Genomic DNA, 19,128 nt, shown 5'->3' with positions numbered 1-19,128 from the left:
TGTTAGTTAGAGGAGGCTTTGGGCGCCTTTTAGGAGGGGGATTGCCACGTTTATGCCTGTTATGGTGCGGGTTTGCTCCCAGAATTCGGGGCAGCTGTTGGCTTCGTGGAAGACGACTCTGCGTTGGTTGGCGTCCACGTTTTCCTCGATCAGGGTTTTCACTTTTGCATAGGGCGCGGTTGCCTTATAACTATTAACTGCGGATTCAAGCTGAATGTTCCATGCTTTGAAGTCGCGCAGCCGATTAGGGTCGCGTTTGACTTTTTGCACCTGCGCAAAAGACTCGGCGGCTTTGGCTAACTCGGCTTTAAGCTCTTGGTCTGAAGCGTTTTTGTTTTCGCCCACATTTATCATGGCGTCCATGGCAAACACCCAAGCCTCGCTGCCCCCGCTTAGAGCCACGCCGCATTTAGCAGCCAACTCCTGAACCCGCAAAGGGAGCTTCACGTCAAATACGAGGTTACCCAAGTAAGTGTTAGTTCGAAAATCATCAAAACCCGCACGAGCCAACGCCACAGGATAACAAACAGGCGCCTTGCCCTTCTCCTTGCTAACGATTATGCGCAGGTCGTAGAACCATTTCTGGATGAATTCTTGAGCGACAACGCCAATGGGGTTGATGATGGAGGGCGTGGTTTTTTGGATGTTGCTGATGAGTTCATCGCGGTTTTTGGAGAGAACTATGCCTTTGCCGTGGGTTCCCGCGTCAGGCTTGACAAGAACTTCGCTGCCAAGTTGCTGCCCGATTAAGTCGGCTATGTCGGGTTCGTTGTGTATGACTCTGCCGTCCTTAGTTGTGTCGGTGGGGTCACAAGGGACATACGTGGTTTTGGGTATGGGTAGGTCTGTTGCCCACAGGTGCGTGAGGGTGCGGAATTTGCTGTAGCAGGTAGCTTCGATTATGGAGGGGTTGATGACTTTTTTGCCTAGGGCTTCTATGGTGTAGGCTGCATATAGGCGTCGGTTTTTGCTTTGGGCGCGGTTCAAAACGACGGGGACGTCTTTGAGGGCGTTGGTGAAGTTTTTTCCTTTGCTTGCGATGTTGCAGGCGTCTTTGCCTATGGTTATGGCGATTTTGCGAAACGGGATAAATGTTAAGTCTATGCCTAAGTTTTGGGCGGTTAGTTTGATTCCGTTTTCGTCGTTTTCAGAGCGTTCATACAAAAGACCGATGCTCATGTGTAGCCGCCTTCCTGTGCAAAAGTTAGGTTAAATAAACTTGTTGGGGATTGTTTTAAACTGAGTGTTTTGAAGGTTAAAGGTGGGGTTTTTGGGGGAAACCGTTTATTCGCCCCAGTCTTCGCCTTCAAGGGTCAATTCTTGAAGGTCAACGCAGTCGCCGTTTACCTGTTTCACTTCAAGCTCAAGTCCGCATCCAGGGCAGCTTACGATTTCTCCTGCGGCGGCGTCGCTGGGAACGTCTAAGTCAGCATCACAATCAGGGCATTTAGCTTTCATCGCCTTCACCTCTTGCATATCCAAACTTTCTTTATTCATCGTTATCACTTTTTTATCCGAAATAACTTCCTGATTGAGCCGCCTTTCTTTTAAACATTGCGACTTATCTGTAACATCTTGGACTGCTAATGTCTCAAACAGAACAAATCTGGAAAGAGAACCGCGCAAGAAAAACAAAAACAGAAGGCATAACCCCAAAAAGGTACGAAAAACGCAACCAAAGCCACGGATTCTAGAAATCGTTAAATCCAAACAACACCAAATAATAAGGGACAACAAATGGACGGCAAAGACAGAGAAATAATCAAAATCCTCAAAGAAAACGGAAGAGCAGGCTACATAGACATAGGCAAACAAATCGGGCTCTCCGAAGGAGCCGTAAGAAAAAGAATCAAAGCATTAACAGACACAGGCGCCATACGTAAATTCACCGTCAAAATCGGCGTATCAGAAGGCGCAGAAGCCATAGCACTTCTTTCTACGAATCCGTCGTTGCCTACCCAAGAGGTCTCCAAACGGATAATGGAAATACCCAACGTGGAAACCCTCTACGAAGTCACAGGCGAATATGACATCGTGGCGGTTATAGGCGGCATGAACGTGGTGGAAGTTAACGAGTGTATAGAGAAAATTCGCCGAGTAGAAGGCATAACAAAAACTAACACCATGATTGTCCTGCGCAACTGCTAAACCAAAACCGTTGAAGGCTCCACATAGTAAGCAGTGAAGATGCCGTTTTCAACTCCGTAAATGCCCCGCAGGTAATCAACCGCGTGTTGGAGGGTTTTTGCTGGGGGTATGACTTGGTGGTAGTTGTCTTTGTTGATGATGTCGGTTAGTTTGCCGGTTTCTTTTTTGATTATGGGCAACCGCAGGTGATGGGCTCCGCACTGGAAAACTGCCATGTCACCGCGAAAAGGGCGTCCTTTGCGTATGTCTATGGTTTTTTTGCCCTCTTTGACCCAGCCGAAAACTTCTTTTTTAGTCTGAAACAAAGGCACAGCAACACACCCTTTGATGGACTAACACAGGTAAAAAGTGAAGTAAATAAAACCATTTGCGGCTTTAGAATCCGAACAAAACAGAGTTCTAAGCCAAAAGGCAATGGGCAATCTAGCATGTTCCACGCAAAAACTCAAAGCTTAAGCGGAGTTGTTTAATTTTTATATACATCGTAGGCTATCAGATTACCGAGGATAACATGGCTCTAGACGACCCCATAACAATCATGGCGATAGCTGCAGCAGCGACTATAGCCGTTGTGAGCTGTGTTATTGTCATTTACACCAGAAGACGGCAAAGAACAAAACCAGTTGCAACTGCGCCGACTCCAGAAAAAAACGAGCCCCCGCCCCCATATTTTGACCCCCAGCTTTCTTCGGGGCTGCCGTTTAGGTTGTCTAAGAGCATAAAGTTCAATGACGCCACAAACGCAAAGGATGAACTGCGGATTTTAGATTTAGAACGCGAAATTCTCGCCGACGCCATACGACACCTATACGAGGCGCATGCAGAAGGAAAAATTACCGAACAGGAAAGAGAACGCCTAGCAAGCAGCTACAAGAACCGCATGATGTCGGTGAAGGAATCCATAGCCAAAGACGAAACCATAGTGGCGCTACACGAGCTGGAGAGCATGCAAGAAGACCTCATGAAAATGTTTAGTTCCCGCTTTGGCGAGTTAAGCAGCAAGGTGGATGAGCTCAGGGGCAGAATCGACATCAAACCCGTCAGAGAAATCAAAGTACAAGTTCCCAAACGGCAAATCCCCGTGGTTCCAGAGCAGATGGAAAAAGAATACGAAGAAGAGGAGCCCGAGGAAACCGAAGCTACGGAAGAGGCTCCTGAGAAGCCCAAACGCAAACGCAAATCATCTTCAGAGAAGCAGCATTCTAAAACTGAGGCAGAACAAAGAATAGATGCCATACGCAACCAAATAGACGAAGTTATGAACAAGCTAGGACAGATGGAAGTTGAAAGCTAATTTGAATCCGATTGAAGCAGCTAAAAAAGAAGCCGCCGTAGCCGCGATACAGCATGTTGAGGATAATTTTGTGGTGGGTTTGGGCAGTGGAAGCACCGCTGCTTACGCGATTGAAGCTTTGGGCGAAAGAATCAAACAGGAAAACCTGCATGTTCTGGGCATACCCTCAAGCTACCAAGCATTCCAACTCGCCGTACAAAACAAAATCAGCCTAACCACCCTCGAAGAACACCCAGAAGTAGACGTAAACATTGACGGCGCCGACCAAATAGACCCCAACCTTGAACTCATCAAAGGCATGGGAGCCGCCTTAGTACGTGAAAAAATCGTAGCCACCGCAGCCAAAGTAAACATTATCATAGCTGACGACAAAAAAATCGTCAAAGTTTTAGGCGAAAACAACCAAGCGGTACCCACAGAAGTCGTGCCATTTGCCATCGGGCTGGTGCAGCACAAACTTTTGGAGATGGGCGTAAAACCTGTACTGCGTGAAGTAAAGGGCAAACTTGGACCCGTAATTTCAGACAACGGCAACGCGGTTATGGATGTAAACTTTGGAGCCATAGACGACCCCGCAAAGCTTGCACAGAAACTAAAGATGATACCAGGAATAGTTGAAACAGGACTGTTCGTAGGAACAACTGACCTTGTCTACGTGGGAACCCAAAGCCAAACACAAAAGCTGCAAAGAAAACAATAACCACCCAACGCCCGTTTTGGGAAAACCGCTCGACGCAGTTTAAGCGCAACAGCAGACGGCGAGATTTTAAAGAAAACTTTAATTAAACTACGGTGCATTGAAAGATGACGCCTCAAGAAAACGCGGTCAACTCGGTTTGGACGCGAAGAGACGCCGATATAGGCTACGGGAAACAGTTTGCCGGGGTAGCCTAGCCTGGCTTAGGGCGCCAGACTCATAATCTGGAGAACATAAAGCGGCCAAACGCCCATGTCCAGAAGTCGCGGGCTCGAATCCCGCCCCCGGCACCACAATGTGGTTTTTGGGTGGGTTTATGAGGTTGTTTGTGCATTATTGGCGTTGATGTGATGATGTTTGTCGTTTGAGGTTGATTGGGTAGCGGTTTTGGTTGAGTGCCGAGATGCGGTGAAGGCTGCTGTTGAGCCGCATCTAGAGACTTTGAAGGCGCCTCAACCCGATTTAGGCATGGGCGCAGGCGGAGACGCCATGAAACTGGTGGATTTAGCCGCGGAAAAAGCCATCGTACAAACCATGCAAAAAAACCAAGTCTCCTTCACGCTAATTAGCGAAGAATCAGGCATCAAAGAATTCGGCGACACCCCCAAAGACTACTACGTAACCGTTGACCCCATAGACGGAACCACCAACCTCACAAGAGGCTTACCGTTTTACTGTTCATCCATAGCGGTTTCACGCAAACCCGTCCTCTCACAGGTTGTTGCGGGTATGGTGACGGATTTGTATCATGGCACGACATACACTGCAGTGAAGGACAAAGGTGCTTTTCGCGACGGCAAGAAAATTGTAACGTCTGCGGTTACGTCGATGCAGGAAGCCGTCATAGGCTTAGACTTGAACACATACAAAGTCCGCGAAGTTGCGCCGCAGCTGACGGATTTAATCGCCGTAGCACGTCACATCCGACATTTTGGCGCCAACGCCTTGGAGCTATGTTTTGTTGCAGACGGCTTAACCGACGCTTTCTTGGACATACGCGGAAAAATCCGCACAACCGACATCGCAGCGGGCTTTCTCATTATCAAAGAGGCAGGCGGAATTGTGTCGTCGCCTTCGGGCGAGGCAGTAGATGTGCCTTTAGACCCTAAGCAGCAACTCAAGTTTGTGGCTTCAGGAAACCAAACCATCCACAAGACACTTCTGGGTTTGGTTAAACCCGCCACTGGGCAGTAGCGAAAGACAATGCTCAAGCTGCTGTTTCCCCACGCGGCAGCAATCATAGAAGATGCCAAGGAAAAAACCTTGGTTATTGCTGACCCACATCTGGGCTGGGAAATGTCTTTGCAAAGAAGGGGGATTCATGCGCCAAGCCAAAGCCCCAAACTGCTTGACAAGCTACTGCGCCTATTTGCAAAGTACAAACCTGATAGGTTGCTGGTTTTAGGTGATGTAAAATACACGGTGGTTCCTGCTGAGCCAGGGGAGTGGCGTGAAATCTTGGGGTTTTTTACGCAAGCCAAAGAGCACGTAGCCAAGGTTGGGGTGGTACGGGGTAATCATGACGCGAATTTAGAGCCTATGCTGCCAGAAGGCGTACAGATGTTTCCCGCCTCGGGGGTAGTTGTGGGTGAAGTAGGGCTGTTTCATGGGCATAAGTGGCCTTCACCTGAGCTTTTGGGTTGCAAATCGTTGGTGATGGGGCATTTGCATCCAGTGGTGGTTTTGCGTGACCCCGCAGGCTTTAAGGTAACACAGCAGGTGTGGATGAAAGCAGACTGCAACGCTGAAGAGTTAACTAGGATTTTGCTGGGTAAGTACCGCGTTAAAATCCAAGGCAGCCCCGCGCAGACGCTTTTTGAACGGTATGGGGTAAAAGCTAGGGTTAAGCAGATTTTTATGATGCCCAGCTTTAACGATTTGCTTGGGGGCAGACCAGTAAATGAAGCTAAAGCGCAAAAGGAAGCTGAACGTGACAGCCTACTTGGACCAGTGCTGCGCTCTGAAGCTGTAGAAATTGGGAATTCAGAAATTTACTTGCTAGACGGAACCTACGTTGGAACCTTAAAGCAGCTTCGAAGCTTTAGCTAGCTAACCAAAAAAGGTTAGGTGTTGATTATTGTTGAGAGGGAGTCTTCGCGTAGGCGTAGCCATTCGTTTTCGGCTTTGACTTTTAGTTTTTGCTGTACGGGCAAAGTGATGGTGAAGGTTGTTCCTTTTCCTAGGGCGCTGTCGACGGTGATTTTGCCGTTGTGGGCGTCTACGATGCGTTTGCAGATGGCTAAGCCAAAACCCATGCCCTGTGCTTTGGTGGTAAATAAGGGCGTGAAGAGTTTGGACATGGTTTGCTCGGACATGCCCATGCCGGTGTCTGCAAAAGTGAACTCGACGGTATCGCCGATTTGTCGGCTACTAATTTCTAGGATGCCCTTTTCAGGCATAGCGTCTATGGCGTTTTTGATGATGTTCATGAAGACGCGTTCAAGTTTGTGGGCGTCAACCCAGATTGTGGGTTCGTCATGGGTGTGGTCTACAACTTTGATGGTTCTTGGAATGCTTATCATTAGCAAGATGTAGTCAATGAGGGATTTAGGGGAGCATTCTTCGATTTCTAGGTAGATGGTTTTGGAGTATTCAAGCAGGTTATCTACGATTTTGTTTGCGTACATTACGGATTTGTCGATGATTTCGAACATTTCGCGGTTTGTGGGGTCGGCGTTGGGGAGTTGTTTTCTTTGGAGGTAGTAGGCGGCGTTTCTGATGCTAGTTAGGGGATTGCGCAGGTCGTGCCCTATCATACCTGCAAGTTCGCCAATTGCCGCAAAGCGTTCTGCTTTGAGCAGGTTGTTTTGGGCTTCTTTTAGTTCTTGGGTTCGAGCGGCAACAGTTAACTCTAAACCTAAAGAGTATTCTTCAAGTTTTTTCTGGTTGCGTTTTTGTTCGCTGATGTTGGTGAATAATGCGGCGAAGTAGCCTTTTTGGGGGCTGTAAACGGATATGGAAAACCAGCCGTTAAGAGGCTTCAAATACGATTCGAAGTAGGCGTTTTTTCCTTGTAAAGCGGCTTTTCCGTAGATTTTGAATAGTTCGGGGTGGGCTTTTGTGATGCCGGGAATTACTTTGGTGACGCGCTTGCCTATGACGTCGGTTTTTTTTAGTCCGGTTATTTTTTCGAAGGCGTTGTTGACTTCCATGAAAACGAAGTCTGTGGGGTTGTTTTTGTCGTCGGTTAGTACTTTGCAGTATACAAAGCCGCTGGTCATGCTTTCGAAGAGAGCACGATATTGGGGGCAACTGTTGGATGAGGCTGAGTTGGAATGCTCAGGCTGCAGGTCTGGTTGATCCTGTGATTGACTGTCCATCATTTCATGTGCTCTCCATCATGCACCATAGGATGCAGTATTATGTATTAATATAAAACACTTATGTATCCAGACTAACAACAAACCCACCCAAAAACACCAACCTATCAGCAGCCTATTAGGCTCCAAATTTTAATTCTATGCAGAAACCATAGGGGGAGGGGGGTCTATAGAACCTTGCAACAAAAAGCCAAACCGCGAACGTGCCTTAGCTTCAAACAGGCGGTTTTTACTAAAAAGAAATATCTACAAGCCAGCAGAATACAACAGAGGTGAAACGTTTCCATGTCTAAAACTTACAGTATAGCAGTTCTCAAAGGCGATGGCATAGGACCAGAAATTACCCAAGCCACCGTGAAGGTTCTTGAAAAAGTACAGGAAACCAGCGACTTCAAACTAGACCTCCAATACGGAGAAGCAGGTTTTCACTGCATAGAAAAATATGGCACCAACTTGCCCGACGAAACAGTCAACTTGCTTAAAAAAACCGACACATGCCTCAAAGGCCCCATGACCACCCCCGAAGAACCCGGCGCGCCCGTGAGTGCAGCCGTGAAAATCCGCAAAATCTTCAACTTATACGCGAACGTGCGTCCCTGCAAAAGCTACCCTAACCTTGAATCCCTAAAGCCCGACTTAGATTTTGTGGTGGTGCGGGAAAACACTGAGGGCATGTACTCAGGCGTAGAATTTCTTGCCGCCAAGGGCGTTAGCGTCGCGTACCGCATAATCACGACGGAAGCTTCCACACGCGTAGCCGAATACTCATTCAAACTCGCCCAGAAACGCAAAAAACACCTCACATACGTCCACAAGGGCAACATCTTGCGCATCACCGATGGCATTTTCAAAGACGCAGTCAAAGCCTTAGCCCCCAAGTACCCCGACGTAACCGTAGATGACCAACACATCGACGCCGCCGCCATGCAACTCATCAAAAAACCCGAAAACTTTGACGTAATAGTAACCACCAACCTCTTTGGCGACATCCTCTCAGATGAAGCAGCGCAAGTCACAGGCGGCTTAGGCTTAGCCGCAGGTGCAAACATCGGAGATACCTACAGCATGTTCGAACCCGTCCACGGCTCCGCACCAAAATACACCGGACAAAACAAAGTCAACCCCACCGCCATCATAATGGCAGCCTCCATGATGCTTGACCACCTTGGAGAAAAAACCGCAGCAAAGAAAATCGAAGACGCCGTAACAGCTGTTCTAAGCGAAGGCAAAGTCAAAACAAAGGACCTAGGCGGAGAAGCAAGCACCACCGACATGGCAGATGCCATAGCTGCAAAAATTAGCTAAGCAACAATATAGTCGTCGCTGACCGCGTCGACAACTCCAACTTTTCTCCCATGTAACTTTTTTTGACGTACACGTTGTCTATGCGGATTTTGTCTCCAGCTGCTAAGTTGTCGGCGGTTTCTGCGTGTTGCCTCCAAGCGGTGACGGTGATTTCTCCTGTTTCATCTCGCAAATCAAACGTGCAGAGTTTGACGGTTTCGCCTTTGGAGGTGGTTACTTCTTTGCAGGCTGGCGGGGTGGAGACTTCGCCTTCAACGCAGATGTCGTCTTCGCCTTCAGTTAGGCTAACTATTGTTTGGGGGGGCTTTTGCACTGCCATTATGCTTACCCAAGTGGAAGAGTCAACATGAACTTCCACGCCGCCGTCTTGACTGGGCTTTGGGCGCGCGTTAACCAACACCAGTTTGGCGTCTTTTTTGATGCATAACTCTAACTCTTGGGCTTTTTCGTTCCAAAAAACAACCACCACCTCGCCTGAGTCGTCAGCAATTTTCGCGCGCAGGACTTTGCCTTCGCTTTGGTCACTTTTAGCAAACGTTGAAGAACCAAAAACATCAACAACTGTGCCTGTTAGATGCACGTTTTTTTGGTCAACGGATAACTCGGAAAGGGGGGTGGTGAATTTGGTTATGTCGGGGTAGTCGTCTTGGTTTATGTGTTCCAGGTTGGTGTCTACGCGTGAGCGGTCGCCCATGTGTAGTTCCACGTTTGTGTATCGGTCGGCTTTGGTGTAGCCATGAGCAAACTTTGCAATAGTGCCCACCTGCAAATCGCCTGACTCGACTAGGTCGGTTTTTTCGCCCCACAAAACAACGCGTAAAACGCCGTCGTTATCCACGATGACCACGCTTGCCAGCTTGCCTGAACGTGCGCCATCAAAGGTTTTCACGGGATAAACCGCGACGACGCGTCCTGTTACGGTGGCGTTGTATAAGCCTTCAACCATGTGCCCGATGGATAGTTTGGGTTTGAAGGTGCCGTTTTCTTGTGGGATATCCACGGTTAGTTCTGCGGCAATCATGCGTCCTAAGGATTCGTCGGCGATTAAGCCGCCTGTCATGTCCCTTGCCACGGAGAGTCGGTTGCGGATTTGCTCTTCAGTAAGCTCGGGACGCTGTTGAAGAATAAGCGCAATAATATCATCCAAAGTCATCAAGATTGCCACAACAACTAAACAAAGCTTAACTTAAAATTGTTTGCAGCCCCAAACACAAATTCCATCAAACAACAACAGGTTTCGCTCAACCTATAAACCGCCCCTAACATAAAGTAACAAGAACACGCGAGAGGAAACAGTGTGGAAGCAGAGGTTTTGCAGAGTCTAGGTACGCTTCTGGTTTTCGTGGGCATCGCCGTTGTTGTAGTGGCGGCTGTGCTGATGACGGTTAGGCAAACAGGAGAGGACAAAACCAAAGCGGCAGGCGTCATAATGATTGGTCCCATACCCATCGTTTTTGGCTCAGACAAAACCAGCACCCAAACCATCCTAAAACTCGCAGTCGCCCTCACCGCCCTTTCAATTGCCGCCATGATAATTTACCACTTCCTCTTGAGGTGAAAAAACAAACATGCAAACACCCAAACAAACAACAGCAGCAAGAACCCAGCAAGCTCCAGAAGGCTTTGAAAAATACAGCAAGCTGCCCCTACTGTTCATGGCGGGTTTTGCTATAATCTTTGTTGGCATAACGCTTTTGGCTGCTTCAAGCATGGCCGGTGGCGAAGGCAGCTCAGTAAGCACAGGAGCAGTCATTTTCATAGGACCCATACCCTTGGTTTTTGGCAGTGGACCTGACGCGCCATGGCTAATCCTAATTGGTGTTGCGGTAGCCGTAGCTATGGCTGTCATGTTTGGGGTTTTGCGCAGAAAAATCTGAAAACGGAAAAGAGGTTAGTCTTCGCGTTGGCTTTCTTCTTCGCTGTTGTAGTGGGCTTTTAGGAAAATCAAGGCTAAAGACGCAAAAGTGCAAGTCATCAAGACGCCGATGAGAATCTGGAAATATGCTCCTAGTTCCATTGGTTTGTCTCCTAATCAGGAAGTATCATGTGGTGTTTAGGTATTTAAGTTGATGCTTTTTTCCATTCTTTCATGAGGGTGGGGTAGAGTTGGTCGGGTGTGTCTATGATTTGGTACCAGTTTAGGTTGCGGGCTATTTTTTGTGCGATGAGGTGGTAGCAGAGGTGGACTTGTTTGTCTAGTACGCGAAAGTAGAAGTCGTCGCAGGTGCAAAATTCAGCTTCGGGCATGAGCAGGTATTCGCGTTCTCTGCCTATGACTATCCATGCGGTTTTGTTGCTGGGTTTGAAGACGTATTTTTTTACGCGGTTTTCTTTGAGGGCTTCTAAGGCTTTGGTGAAGCGCGCTCCGAAAAGGTCGTACAACGCGGTTAGGCTGGTTCCGCTGAGTTTGCCTTCGGCTTTGGCTTGGCGGCATATACTGTTTAAAGTGTCAAGCTCTGCAGCGTTATTGTTTGACATGGCACAGCACAAAAAAGGGCAAAGAAAGAAAAAAACGTTTGTTTACTCTATGCCGATTTCTTCGCCTTTGGGTTTGGAAGCTTGGGTTTTAGGCAAAACCACTTCGAGCACGCCGTTTTTGTAGGTGGATTTGGCTTCTTTCACCTTCACGGTGGCGGGCAAATCGAGTTCTTTGTGGTACTTGTAAGCTTCAGTGTCCACTGTAATCTCTAGCGAATCCTCAGTGCCGTGCAGTTTAATGTCGGTTTTCTCAACGCCTGGAAGCTCAGCAACCACGCGTATAGCCTGCTCGGTATCAACCACATCCACCAAAGGCTCTCGCTCTTCTCGAACCTGCGGCGCACCCTTCAAAGATTTTTTGATGTTGCCAAACTGGCTGATTTCAGGCTTACCATCAGGACCAATCTTCATGCTATAACCATACACAAAAGGACCAAACTCTTTGGCAGTGCTTCCATCAGGAAGTTTACGTTCCTTAACATAGTCTTTTGGAACCTTATCAGTGAAATTCTTGAACTCAGATTCCATCATCTTCTCCATCTCATGAAAAACCCTGTCGATATCACCAAAGAAGGGGTCATTGCCAAACATAGAACGCCGTCGTTTACGCCATTCAGGATCTTCATCTGAAGACATCTCTATAAATCACCACAAATACGTGTGGTAACCAATCCAATAAGGTTTATGATGAAAAACAAGCATTCCCAGCAACGAAAAAAGAGAACAGAAAACAAAAAAGAAGGGAGGGTTTAGCTGTTGCGTTTTAGGAGTAGCATTGCCACGGCTACGAGCAGCAGGATGATGACGATTATGCCAAGCACCCATGCGCCTGTGGGTAAGTCCATGAATCCAGCGTCACTGTTGTCTGCAAGTTGTCCAGTTGCTGTGCATACACCAAGTGCTGTTTCGTCGTAAGAGCCAAAGTACGAGCCTGAGCCTTCAAAGGTTGCAACTATGCTGTATGCATCTTCTGCTGGAGGTGCCCACATTGTCTGGAATTTGCCGTATGCATCACTTGTCACGGTTGCGATGTCTTGCGAGTTACCGTTTGAATCCACAGCAGTTAGCTTGACTTGAACGCCGTCAAGGTTTTCAGGGCAAGCTTTTTGCTGGTAGAGATACTCCATCCAAGCGTCCATGTATGCGTCAGCAATTGCGGGAGTGCCTTTAGCGCCAGGGGAATCATCCAGGACGGTGCCTTCGATTAGCACTGCTGAGTCTTTAGATGCAACTTTGGGAGAAGCCAAAACCGTCGTTACTGTTTGTCCTTTGCCAAAGCAGTAGATTTGGCCGTCGTAATAGTTGGGGGCAACCAAGTAGCCGTCGGCTATGGCAAGGGTGCCTGTGCTGTAGTGGTTATGTCCCCACCAGCCTGTTAAGCTCCAAAGTCCATCGCCGTTATCTGCGTTTATGCAGTGTAGCTTAGCGCCGCGGTAGAACGGAGAACCAGGGGAGTGCTCGTTGGTGTAGGTGTAGATTTTACCGTCAGCAATTGGACCCGTAACCAAAGGCCAAGTTCCATAGATGGTTTCTTCACCAGAAACGCCTGCAGAGTAGCTCCACAAAAAGTCGCCGCTGTTCAAGTCCCAGCAACACATCAAACCGTCATAACCTGCAGAGTACAGCTTACCATACGCGATGTTTCCACCTTCAACATATTTGCCCCAGTCACTGCCTGGGCGAGGATCAGTGGTTCTTAGCAGTTCGCCGCTGTGTATATCAAATATGTGCCAACGCATGGTCTCTTTCTCGTACATAGCAAAGACGCCTTCGCCTGCAACAAGGTTAGCACCATAAGCTGGACCGCCTAGGGTCGCCGAGAAGGGTATGTCGACTTCTTGGGTCCATAGTTGAGCACCTGTTACGCCGTCGTAAGCTACGAACCAGACTTTGTCGCCAAAGCCTATGAAGGGTGCTTCAGCGCCTGCAGCTATGACTATGTTGGTTTCAGGGTCAACAAGTTGTATGCTCAACGCGCTAGGTCCAGATACACCAGCTACGGTTGTGTTCCATTCGATGCCTGTGTTGGCGTCAAGAATCTCGTTTATTGGGGGTCGCCACTGCCAAGCTTCGGTTCCTTGTGTTCCACCCCAAAGACCTTCAACCTTGGAGGAGTTCCACATGGCTATCCAGTGTCCTGCGCCGTCAAGCAAGTACCCTAAGATTTCGCCTTTAGGACCAAAAGTTGATGTGTAGCCGCTTACGTTTGACAAGCTGTAGAGCCATGCGCCTGTAACTGCGTCGTATGCGTCCCATCTAGCGGTTGCGCCTGTTCCTCCGCTGGTCCACAGGTAGGGTATGCCTCCGTGCTGGTTGGGTGTGTCAGGGTTGAAGATTTGGCCCATAGATAGTTTGGGGTAGCCTTCAGCAAGCCGCGGTTCATTTTGTCCATAACCAGCCAGCGACAACGTAACTGGGCTTGGTCCCGTGCCGTTTTGCGTCCAGACGGTCTCGCCAGTTCTCAGGTCTACACAAACAAAACCTGATAGGGGCGGCGTAGCTGGGTATATGTTGTAGTATAGTTTGCCCTGCATAATCACGGGGGGCGAGAACTTGTTTTCGTAGGTTATGCCAGAGTAGTAGCTTTGTTCGCCAAAATCGCCGCCTATTAACCCGCCAAAGGACAACTCTTTTGTCCAGACCACGTGCGAGGTCTCAGGAGCAGTAGTGTAGGGGTTGTAGATGCGTCCAGCGGTAGCATAGTTAGATCTGCCCAAAAGCCAGTTACCTGAGATTTGACTCCAAGAACGCAAATCTGCAGATATGGGACGCGACCAGTATCCAGAGGGCAAATCAGCTTGGGGCCACGACTCGACAGGCGTGGATTGAACTGTTACATCAACAACGTCGCTTGTGCTTGGTTTAAAGTAGGTGCCAACATAGGGCAATCCTGCGGGTTGAGGATTCTCACCAGCTTCTAAGGTTTGACCAGGAAAACTAGCCTGGAAAGAGTAGGTGCCAACTTGGTCGGGAGTGTAGAGCAGGTATGCGCCGCCAACAGGGTCAGATGTGAAAGGTCCACGGGTTTCCATGCTTCCATCAGGCTTCCAGATTGTAACTTCCATGCCTCGCCATCGGTCACCACCAGCACCTGCAGCAGTCGGAGGATAGACAGTAAGCCAAAAGACAACGTAGAGGGTTTGTCCAGTGCCAACAGGGTCGGGAGAAACAGCCAAAGCCAGATAGGTATCAGCGCCATCCTGAGCCGTAGCAGGGGAAACAGCAGCAAAAATTGAAGACACCAAAAGAAGCGCAGCAGCAACAGCGAAAAGTTTACTGAAACGTAGGGTTCCCTTATCTAAATTAAAACTCACAATTTCATTCTCCTATTTGCCGTAATATTTCATTTGCACGAAAAACGCTTTTAAATTTTTGCCAAAAACACTTAAACTCACTGAAAAACACGTGGAAAAACAGACCTTTTCTGGTCGAACACACCAAAAAACAAGGAAAAAACGGCTCCAAGCCAAACTAAACATTGCCAAGTTTAATGCAAAATGAGCAGGGGTAGGTGTACTCTTTGGTTTACCACTTTAGCGAGCGGCTCGTTTTTTTCTCAGGAGCAAATACAGCAGCAGTGGTCCGCCTAGAAACGCGGTTATGGCACCTACGGGCAGCACGATGGGTGCAAGAAGGCGTCTAGCTACGATGTCGGCGAAGAGCAGCAAAACTGCTCCAAAGAGGCTGGAGGCAACTAGCAAGAACCGCTCGTCAGTGCCGATTATGGCGCGGCAGATGTGAGGAGCAACTAGGCAGATGAATCCTATGGCGCCTGTGAAGCTAACAACGGTGGCGGTGGAGAAGCAGGCAGTTAACAGCGTAATTGTGCGGACGCGGTCTACTTCTACGCCTAGGCTCTTGGAGGAGTCGTCTCCCATTTTCATGGTGTTAAGGTCCCAAGACAAACGGAAATTAATTGTAAAGCAGATAACCAGTACAGCTAGAATGTAGGGTAGCTGCCACCATGCGGCTCGCGACAAATCCCCAACCAACCAAAACACCGTGGCGCTAACGGCGTTAGCTTCAGCAAAATACTGCAGTATCGTGGTGGAAGCAGAGAAAATGTACATAACCGCTATGCCCGCTAGGATTATGGTTTCAGGTGCGGCGCCTTTGCGTTTAACCATCAGCAGGATTACTGCGACGGGGATTAGGGAGAACAGGAAGGCGTTGCCAATTATCAGGAAGGGCCCGTCGGTTATGCCGCTGCCCATGATGATGCCGATTGCTGCGCCTAAGCCTGCGCCTGCGGAAACGCCTAAGGTGTAGGGGGTTGCAAGGGGGTTTCTTAGGATTGCTTGGGTGGTGGAGCCTGACATTGCCAATGTTGCACCTGCCATGATGGCTAATAGGATACGGGGTAGGCGTAGGTGCCAAACAACAGTGTCAGCTATGGTGCTTACTTGGAACCAGTCGGGAAAGGCTCTGCCAAATATTGCGGCGTAGGCGTCCAGAAAAGTCATGTCAGCCGAGCCAAGAGCCAAAGAGATGCCCGCTATGAAAAAAAGCAAAACCACGCAGAAAATCAGGAAGAGAACTCTTCTTAGAACTATTTTTTTGTATTTTCGCTTCTCTTCTTCAGCGTCGAAAAAACCCTGGTTGCCCGAGGGGGTTATTGGGTTTTGGTCCACCATATCATCGCAGCCTTACGTTTCTGATTTGACCAAAGCTTTCCGTTAGATTCCACCAAAGTCGCATCCAAGTATTTTCGCAGCTTCGTTTCTTGCCAGGAAGAGATGCAGTGCAGGTCAGTGAGCTGTGAAACAGCATCATCCAAACTGTCGTAGCTTTGCGAGGAAGTATAATCCAAGATTTTTACGTTGGCAAGTATCTCTAAATCCAAAAGGATATTGTAGAGGTAGAGGTAATCGGGAAGTAAAGAGACGACGTCGCCGTAGAGGATTTTTTGCATTTCTTTGTCAGGCCAAACAGAAGCTGAGGAGAAGATGTAGACACTTTTTTTGGCGAGGGCATCAATGGTTGATAGGGCTTTTTTGAGGTCAAGCATGAAAACTGAGAAGGAAGCTAAAACTATGTCGTGGAGGGGGAGTTTTTTTGTTGAGAGAGCTTCTAGGTCTGTGTTGAGGTAGGTGATGTTATTTAGATGCTCTTTTTTGGCGGCGGTTTTTAGTAATTCAAGCATGCTAACTGCGGGTTCGGAGGCGGTTACGTGTTTGACTTGTTTGGCTACGGGCAGGGTTATGCGTCCTGTTCCAGCGCCGACTTCAAGGACGCTATATTGTGGGAGTAGGGGCAGGTTGTTTAGTTGGACTTGGGTTAACTCATCCATGCGAAGCGTTTTTTGGTTGAAGCGGCTTGCTTGTTTGTCCCAGTAATCAGTGCTGCATAGTTTGAGCCTGCGAGTGCTCAACAGCATAAACTTCCACAGCTCAACCCAATTCACTATACCAGCCATTCACCACTCACCTGTTTAACCATTAACCAACAAGGCACTATTCAAGCATAGTTATATCAAAGAGGAAAAAAGGGATGCCTAAGGTTCTACTCAGAACCGTTAGGTATGCCCACGGTGTCGTTGTCGATTGTTAGGGGCGGGTACAGGAAGACTCCGTGTTCATCCAAGTCGTAGTTTAGGTGCATGAACTCTGTTAGGTACTGCTGGTGTATGGTTTCAGGGTTCAAATCGGCAAACAAGTCAGGATGCAGCGTCTTTGCCAAGTAAACAGCTCCTAAAACGCCGCCCATGGCGTTGTTTCTAAAGTCGCCTGCTATGATGTGGACGTTGCCGTTTTTGAATGCGTCGAGTTCTGCGAATTCTGGGCGTGCAAGATACGTTTCTAGGCAGTCTTTTATGCTGGTTATGTCGTCAACGTTTAAGCCTTGAGCTGGGTCGCCGCGCATGACACCGCTAAAGGTGTATCGTACGGTGTGCAGGAAGATGTATTCGGGGTTTTGCGAGATTATCCATTCGGCGTCAACTTTGAAGGAGGAGGTGTTGCCGTATCCTGAGATGGCGCTTGCGATGTTGTCGCCTCCCGATAGGATGCAAACTTGCCCTAGAGTGTCAATTGTTGCGTAGGCGGAGACGGTGGCCGAGGAGGGGTCGTAGGGATAGTTGGTCATGAAGACGGAGGGTTTGTCGGCGAGGTCGCTTGTTTTGGAGTTTATGCTGTGGGTTAGGTCTAAAAGCCAGCTTGCATACGCGTTTGCTTGAGGAACTCTATCGAAGATGTAGCCTGCTTTGAGTATGCCTTGGATGAAGCTGGAGGTTTCAGGGTTTGTCACGTTGGGGTAATACAAGCCCAAGAAGATTACGTCAACGCCAGGCAGTTTTTGGGCTTTTTCTTCGGTTGCTGAGGAGAACGTTAGCAGAACGTCGGGGTCTACGTTTAGGACGGCTTCGTAGTCGGGCGTGTACATTTGACCTACAGAGGTTATGTCGGGGTTCTCGGGGAAATAAAAGTCCTTGAGCACGTCAACGCAGTAGTCTATGCCGACAATGTTGTCTTCAAGCTCCAACACTCGAATCAACTCGGCGTTTTGGATATACTCGATGACTATGCGTTCTGCGGGCAAAGAAACCGTTATAGTAGCGCCGTTGCCGTCAAGCAAGACAATGCTAGATGCTTCCCCGTTTAGTAGGGCAGTGACCTGCGTCTTGTCAGCTTCATCAACTGCGCCGTCGTTGTTGGCGTCGGCAAAGGCAGTGGCATCTGCGCTACCAGCAATTATCTGGTCAAGATAATCTACGTCGTCTTGGTCTACAGCATCATCCATGTTGGCGTTTCCAAAAACTTCCAAAACCACAGCCATCGAAGCCACGGCAACGGGCGTTGGCGAAGTGCTTGGTGAAGGGGAAGGTGTAGCAGCGGGTGTGGCGGTTGGGGTGGGGCTTTTGGAGGGTTGGGGGGTTTCTTGTGTGGGCTGGAACCAGTTTTGGCTATAGCCTACCACGATGGAGGATGCAAGTATGATTATGAGGATTATGCCAAGAGACATGTACTTTTTCATGCTAATCACGGTATTACGCCTCTACAGAAAAGTAATACTTATATGTTGTGTTAACTTTTTAGCAAAAAGTAACACTCATATACCCTAACGCACTGTTAAACTACAGGAGAAGCCCAAGCAATGAACATAACCGTACAGGACCTAACCTTCAGCTACAACAGCACCCCCTCACTCCAAAACGTATCCCTAACGCTCCAAGAATCCGAAGTTTTAGGCATGATAGGCCCCAACGGCTCAGGAAAAACAACCCTGCTCAAATGCATAAACAAAATTCTCCAACCCAAACAAGGCAAAATCGCAGTAGACGGCAAAGAAATCAAAAAAATGAGCCGCTTAGACGTTGCCAAATACATAGGCTACGTTCCCCAAAACACAGTAGCCAACTCCGACGCGCTCCCAGTTTTTGAAGTAGTGCTAATGGGCAGAAGACCACACTTCACGTGGCAAAGCAGCGAAAAAGACAACGAAAAAGTCTGGGCAGCCCTAAAAAAACTAAACATCGAACACCTTGCACTACGCGACTTCTATGAACTTAGCGGTGGAGAACAACAAAGAGTTCTCATTGCACGCAGCATAGCCCAAGAAGCCCAAGTCCTGCTCCTCGACGAACCCACCAGCAGCCTAGACATCAAACACCAACTAGAAGTCATGGACCTAACACGCAAACTCGTTACCCAAAAAAACCTCGCAGCAGTCGTCGCAATACACGACCTCAACCTCGCCTACAGATACTGCGACAAAATCGTCATGATGGAAAAAGGCAAAATCTACGCCGCAGGAGACGCCCAAACCGTCCTAACCACCGACAGCATAAAAACAGTCTACGGCGTCGAAGTCATGATAAACAACACCAACAAAATCCCCTACATCGTACCCCTACAAGCCCTCTGCTAAAAACGAGTTTTTGAGGAAAT

The 19,128-nt window shown here is 48.5% G+C and carries 21 protein-coding genes and 1 tRNA gene; 10 read left to right on the top strand and 12 right to left on the bottom strand.

The window, feature by feature from the left end; translation table 11 throughout:
* Positions 1-6: 6 nt before the first annotated feature.
* A complete protein-coding gene (locus tag NWF04_09660; GenBank protein MCW4006836.1) occupies positions 7-1,179 on the bottom strand; it encodes a hypothetical protein in 1,173 nt (390 codons plus the stop codon).
* A 105-nt stretch (positions 1,180-1,284) separates the two neighbouring features.
* Positions 1,285-1,497, bottom strand: a complete 213-nt coding sequence (locus NWF04_09655) for a lysine biosynthesis protein LysW (protein MCW4006835.1) — start codon at positions 1,495-1,497, stop codon at positions 1,285-1,287.
* Between the two features lie 240 nt (positions 1,498-1,737).
* Here NWF04_09655 and NWF04_09650 point away from each other — a divergent pair, with 240 nt between their 5' ends.
* Complete coding sequence (locus tag NWF04_09650; GenBank protein MCW4006834.1) at positions 1,738-2,148, top strand: Lrp/AsnC family transcriptional regulator; 411 nt, start codon at positions 1,738-1,740, stop codon at positions 2,146-2,148.
* Here the strand turns inward: NWF04_09650 and NWF04_09645 are convergent.
* Positions 2,145-2,453, bottom strand: a complete 309-nt coding sequence (locus NWF04_09645) for a hypothetical protein (protein ID MCW4006833.1) — start codon at positions 2,451-2,453, stop codon at positions 2,145-2,147. The two genes, NWF04_09650 and NWF04_09645, sit on opposite strands and share 4 nt — an antisense overlap.
* A gap of 206 nt (positions 2,454-2,659) precedes the next feature.
* On the opposite strand from NWF04_09645, the gene NWF04_09640 reads away from it, so the two are divergent.
* The 5 genes from NWF04_09640 (at position 2,660) to NWF04_09620 (ending at position 6,188) form a co-directional block, all read left to right on the top strand.
* Positions 2,660-3,442, top strand: a complete 783-nt coding sequence (locus NWF04_09640; GenBank protein MCW4006832.1) for a hypothetical protein — start codon at positions 2,660-2,662, stop codon at positions 3,440-3,442.
* A complete protein-coding gene (rpiA, locus tag NWF04_09635; protein ID MCW4006831.1) occupies positions 3,432-4,142 on the top strand; it encodes a ribose 5-phosphate isomerase A in 711 nt (236 codons plus the stop codon). Before NWF04_09640 ends, rpiA begins: the two co-directional genes overlap by 11 nt.
* 179 nt (positions 4,143-4,321) lie before the next feature.
* Positions 4,322-4,432: transfer RNA gene (locus NWF04_09630), tRNA-Met, on the top strand.
* 64 nt (positions 4,433-4,496) lie between these two features.
* Positions 4,497-5,333 (top strand): fructose 1,6-bisphosphatase, encoded by an 837-nt coding sequence (locus tag NWF04_09625; protein MCW4006830.1) that lies wholly within the window; start codon positions 4,497-4,499, stop codon positions 5,331-5,333.
* Between the two features lie 9 nt (positions 5,334-5,342).
* Entirely contained in the window at positions 5,343-6,188 is an 846-nt protein-coding gene (locus tag NWF04_09620; protein MCW4006829.1) for a metallophosphoesterase, read from the top strand.
* A gap of 14 nt (positions 6,189-6,202) precedes the next feature.
* Here the strand turns inward: NWF04_09620 and NWF04_09615 are convergent, their stop codons facing one another.
* The gene (locus tag NWF04_09615) at positions 6,203-7,462 is read right to left on the bottom strand and encodes an ATP-binding protein (GenBank protein ID MCW4006828.1); all 1,260 of its coding nucleotides are present in this window, start codon (positions 7,460-7,462) and stop codon (positions 6,203-6,205) included.
* Between the two features lie 282 nt (positions 7,463-7,744).
* On the opposite strand from NWF04_09615, the gene NWF04_09610 reads away from it, so the two are divergent.
* Entirely contained in the window at positions 7,745-8,764 is a 1,020-nt protein-coding gene (locus NWF04_09610; GenBank protein MCW4006827.1) for an isocitrate/isopropylmalate dehydrogenase family protein, read from the top strand.
* On the opposite strand, the gene NWF04_09605 is transcribed toward NWF04_09610, so the two are convergent.
* Positions 8,757-9,917 carry an OB-fold nucleic acid binding domain-containing protein gene (locus NWF04_09605; GenBank protein ID MCW4006826.1) on the bottom strand — a complete coding sequence of 387 codons (1,161 nt, stop codon included), beginning with the start codon at positions 9,915-9,917 and terminating at the stop codon, positions 8,757-8,759. The genes NWF04_09610 and NWF04_09605 overlap by 8 nt on opposite strands.
* A gap of 144 nt (positions 9,918-10,061) precedes the next feature.
* Here NWF04_09605 and NWF04_09600 point away from each other — a divergent pair, with 144 nt between their 5' ends.
* Both NWF04_09600 and NWF04_09595 read left to right on the top strand, forming a co-directional pair.
* Entirely contained in the window at positions 10,062-10,322 is a 261-nt protein-coding gene (locus NWF04_09600) for a DUF131 domain-containing protein (protein ID MCW4006825.1), read from the top strand.
* 10 nt (positions 10,323-10,332) lie between these two features.
* The gene (locus tag NWF04_09595; GenBank protein ID MCW4006824.1) at positions 10,333-10,641 is read left to right on the top strand and encodes a DUF131 domain-containing protein; all 309 of its coding nucleotides are present in this window, start codon (positions 10,333-10,335) and stop codon (positions 10,639-10,641) included.
* 14 nt (positions 10,642-10,655) lie between these two features.
* On the opposite strand, the gene NWF04_09590 is transcribed toward NWF04_09595, so the two are convergent.
* The 7 genes from NWF04_09590 to NWF04_09560 form a co-directional block, all read right to left on the bottom strand.
* Positions 10,656-10,781 (bottom strand): hypothetical protein, encoded by a 126-nt coding sequence (locus NWF04_09590; GenBank protein MCW4006823.1) that lies wholly within the window; start codon positions 10,779-10,781, stop codon positions 10,656-10,658.
* Between the two features lie 44 nt (positions 10,782-10,825).
* Positions 10,826-11,242 (bottom strand): hypothetical protein, encoded by a 417-nt coding sequence (locus NWF04_09585; protein ID MCW4006822.1) that lies wholly within the window; start codon positions 11,240-11,242, stop codon positions 10,826-10,828.
* A 42-nt stretch (positions 11,243-11,284) separates the two neighbouring features.
* Positions 11,285-11,878: an Hsp20/alpha crystallin family protein gene (locus NWF04_09580; GenBank protein ID MCW4006821.1), complete on the bottom strand. Its 594-nt coding sequence runs from the start codon at positions 11,876-11,878 to the stop codon at positions 11,285-11,287.
* Between the two features lie 113 nt (positions 11,879-11,991).
* On the bottom strand, positions 11,992-14,556 hold the full coding sequence (locus NWF04_09575; GenBank protein MCW4006820.1) for a hypothetical protein: 2,565 nt from the start codon (positions 14,554-14,556) through the stop codon (positions 11,992-11,994).
* Between the two features lie 219 nt (positions 14,557-14,775).
* Positions 14,776-15,876 carry an iron ABC transporter permease gene (locus NWF04_09570; GenBank protein MCW4006819.1) on the bottom strand — a complete coding sequence of 367 codons (1,101 nt, stop codon included), beginning with the start codon at positions 15,874-15,876 and terminating at the stop codon, positions 14,776-14,778.
* Positions 15,855-16,613, bottom strand: a complete 759-nt coding sequence (locus NWF04_09565; protein ID MCW4006818.1) for a class I SAM-dependent methyltransferase — start codon at positions 16,611-16,613, stop codon at positions 15,855-15,857. The genes NWF04_09570 and NWF04_09565 overlap by 22 nt, the downstream gene beginning before the upstream one ends.
* Before the next feature lie 131 nt (positions 16,614-16,744).
* Positions 16,745-18,214 carry an ABC transporter substrate-binding protein gene (locus NWF04_09560; protein MCW4006817.1) on the bottom strand — a complete coding sequence of 490 codons (1,470 nt, stop codon included), beginning with the start codon at positions 18,212-18,214 and terminating at the stop codon, positions 16,745-16,747.
* Positions 18,215-18,334: 120 nt separating this feature from the next.
* Here NWF04_09560 and NWF04_09555 point away from each other — a divergent pair, with 120 nt between their 5' ends.
* Positions 18,335-19,108 (top strand): ABC transporter ATP-binding protein, encoded by a 774-nt coding sequence (locus NWF04_09555; protein ID MCW4006816.1) that lies wholly within the window; start codon positions 18,335-18,337, stop codon positions 19,106-19,108.
* The last annotated feature ends 20 nt before the right edge of the window (positions 19,109-19,128 follow it).

The organism is Candidatus Bathyarchaeota archaeon (genome assembly GCA_026014465.1).
Taxonomy (GTDB): Archaea; Thermoproteota; Bathyarchaeia; order Bathyarchaeales; family Bathycorpusculaceae; genus JADGNF01.
Note: the sequence above shows the minus strand (reverse complement) of the source record. Positions and strands in the feature narration are given on the sequence as shown.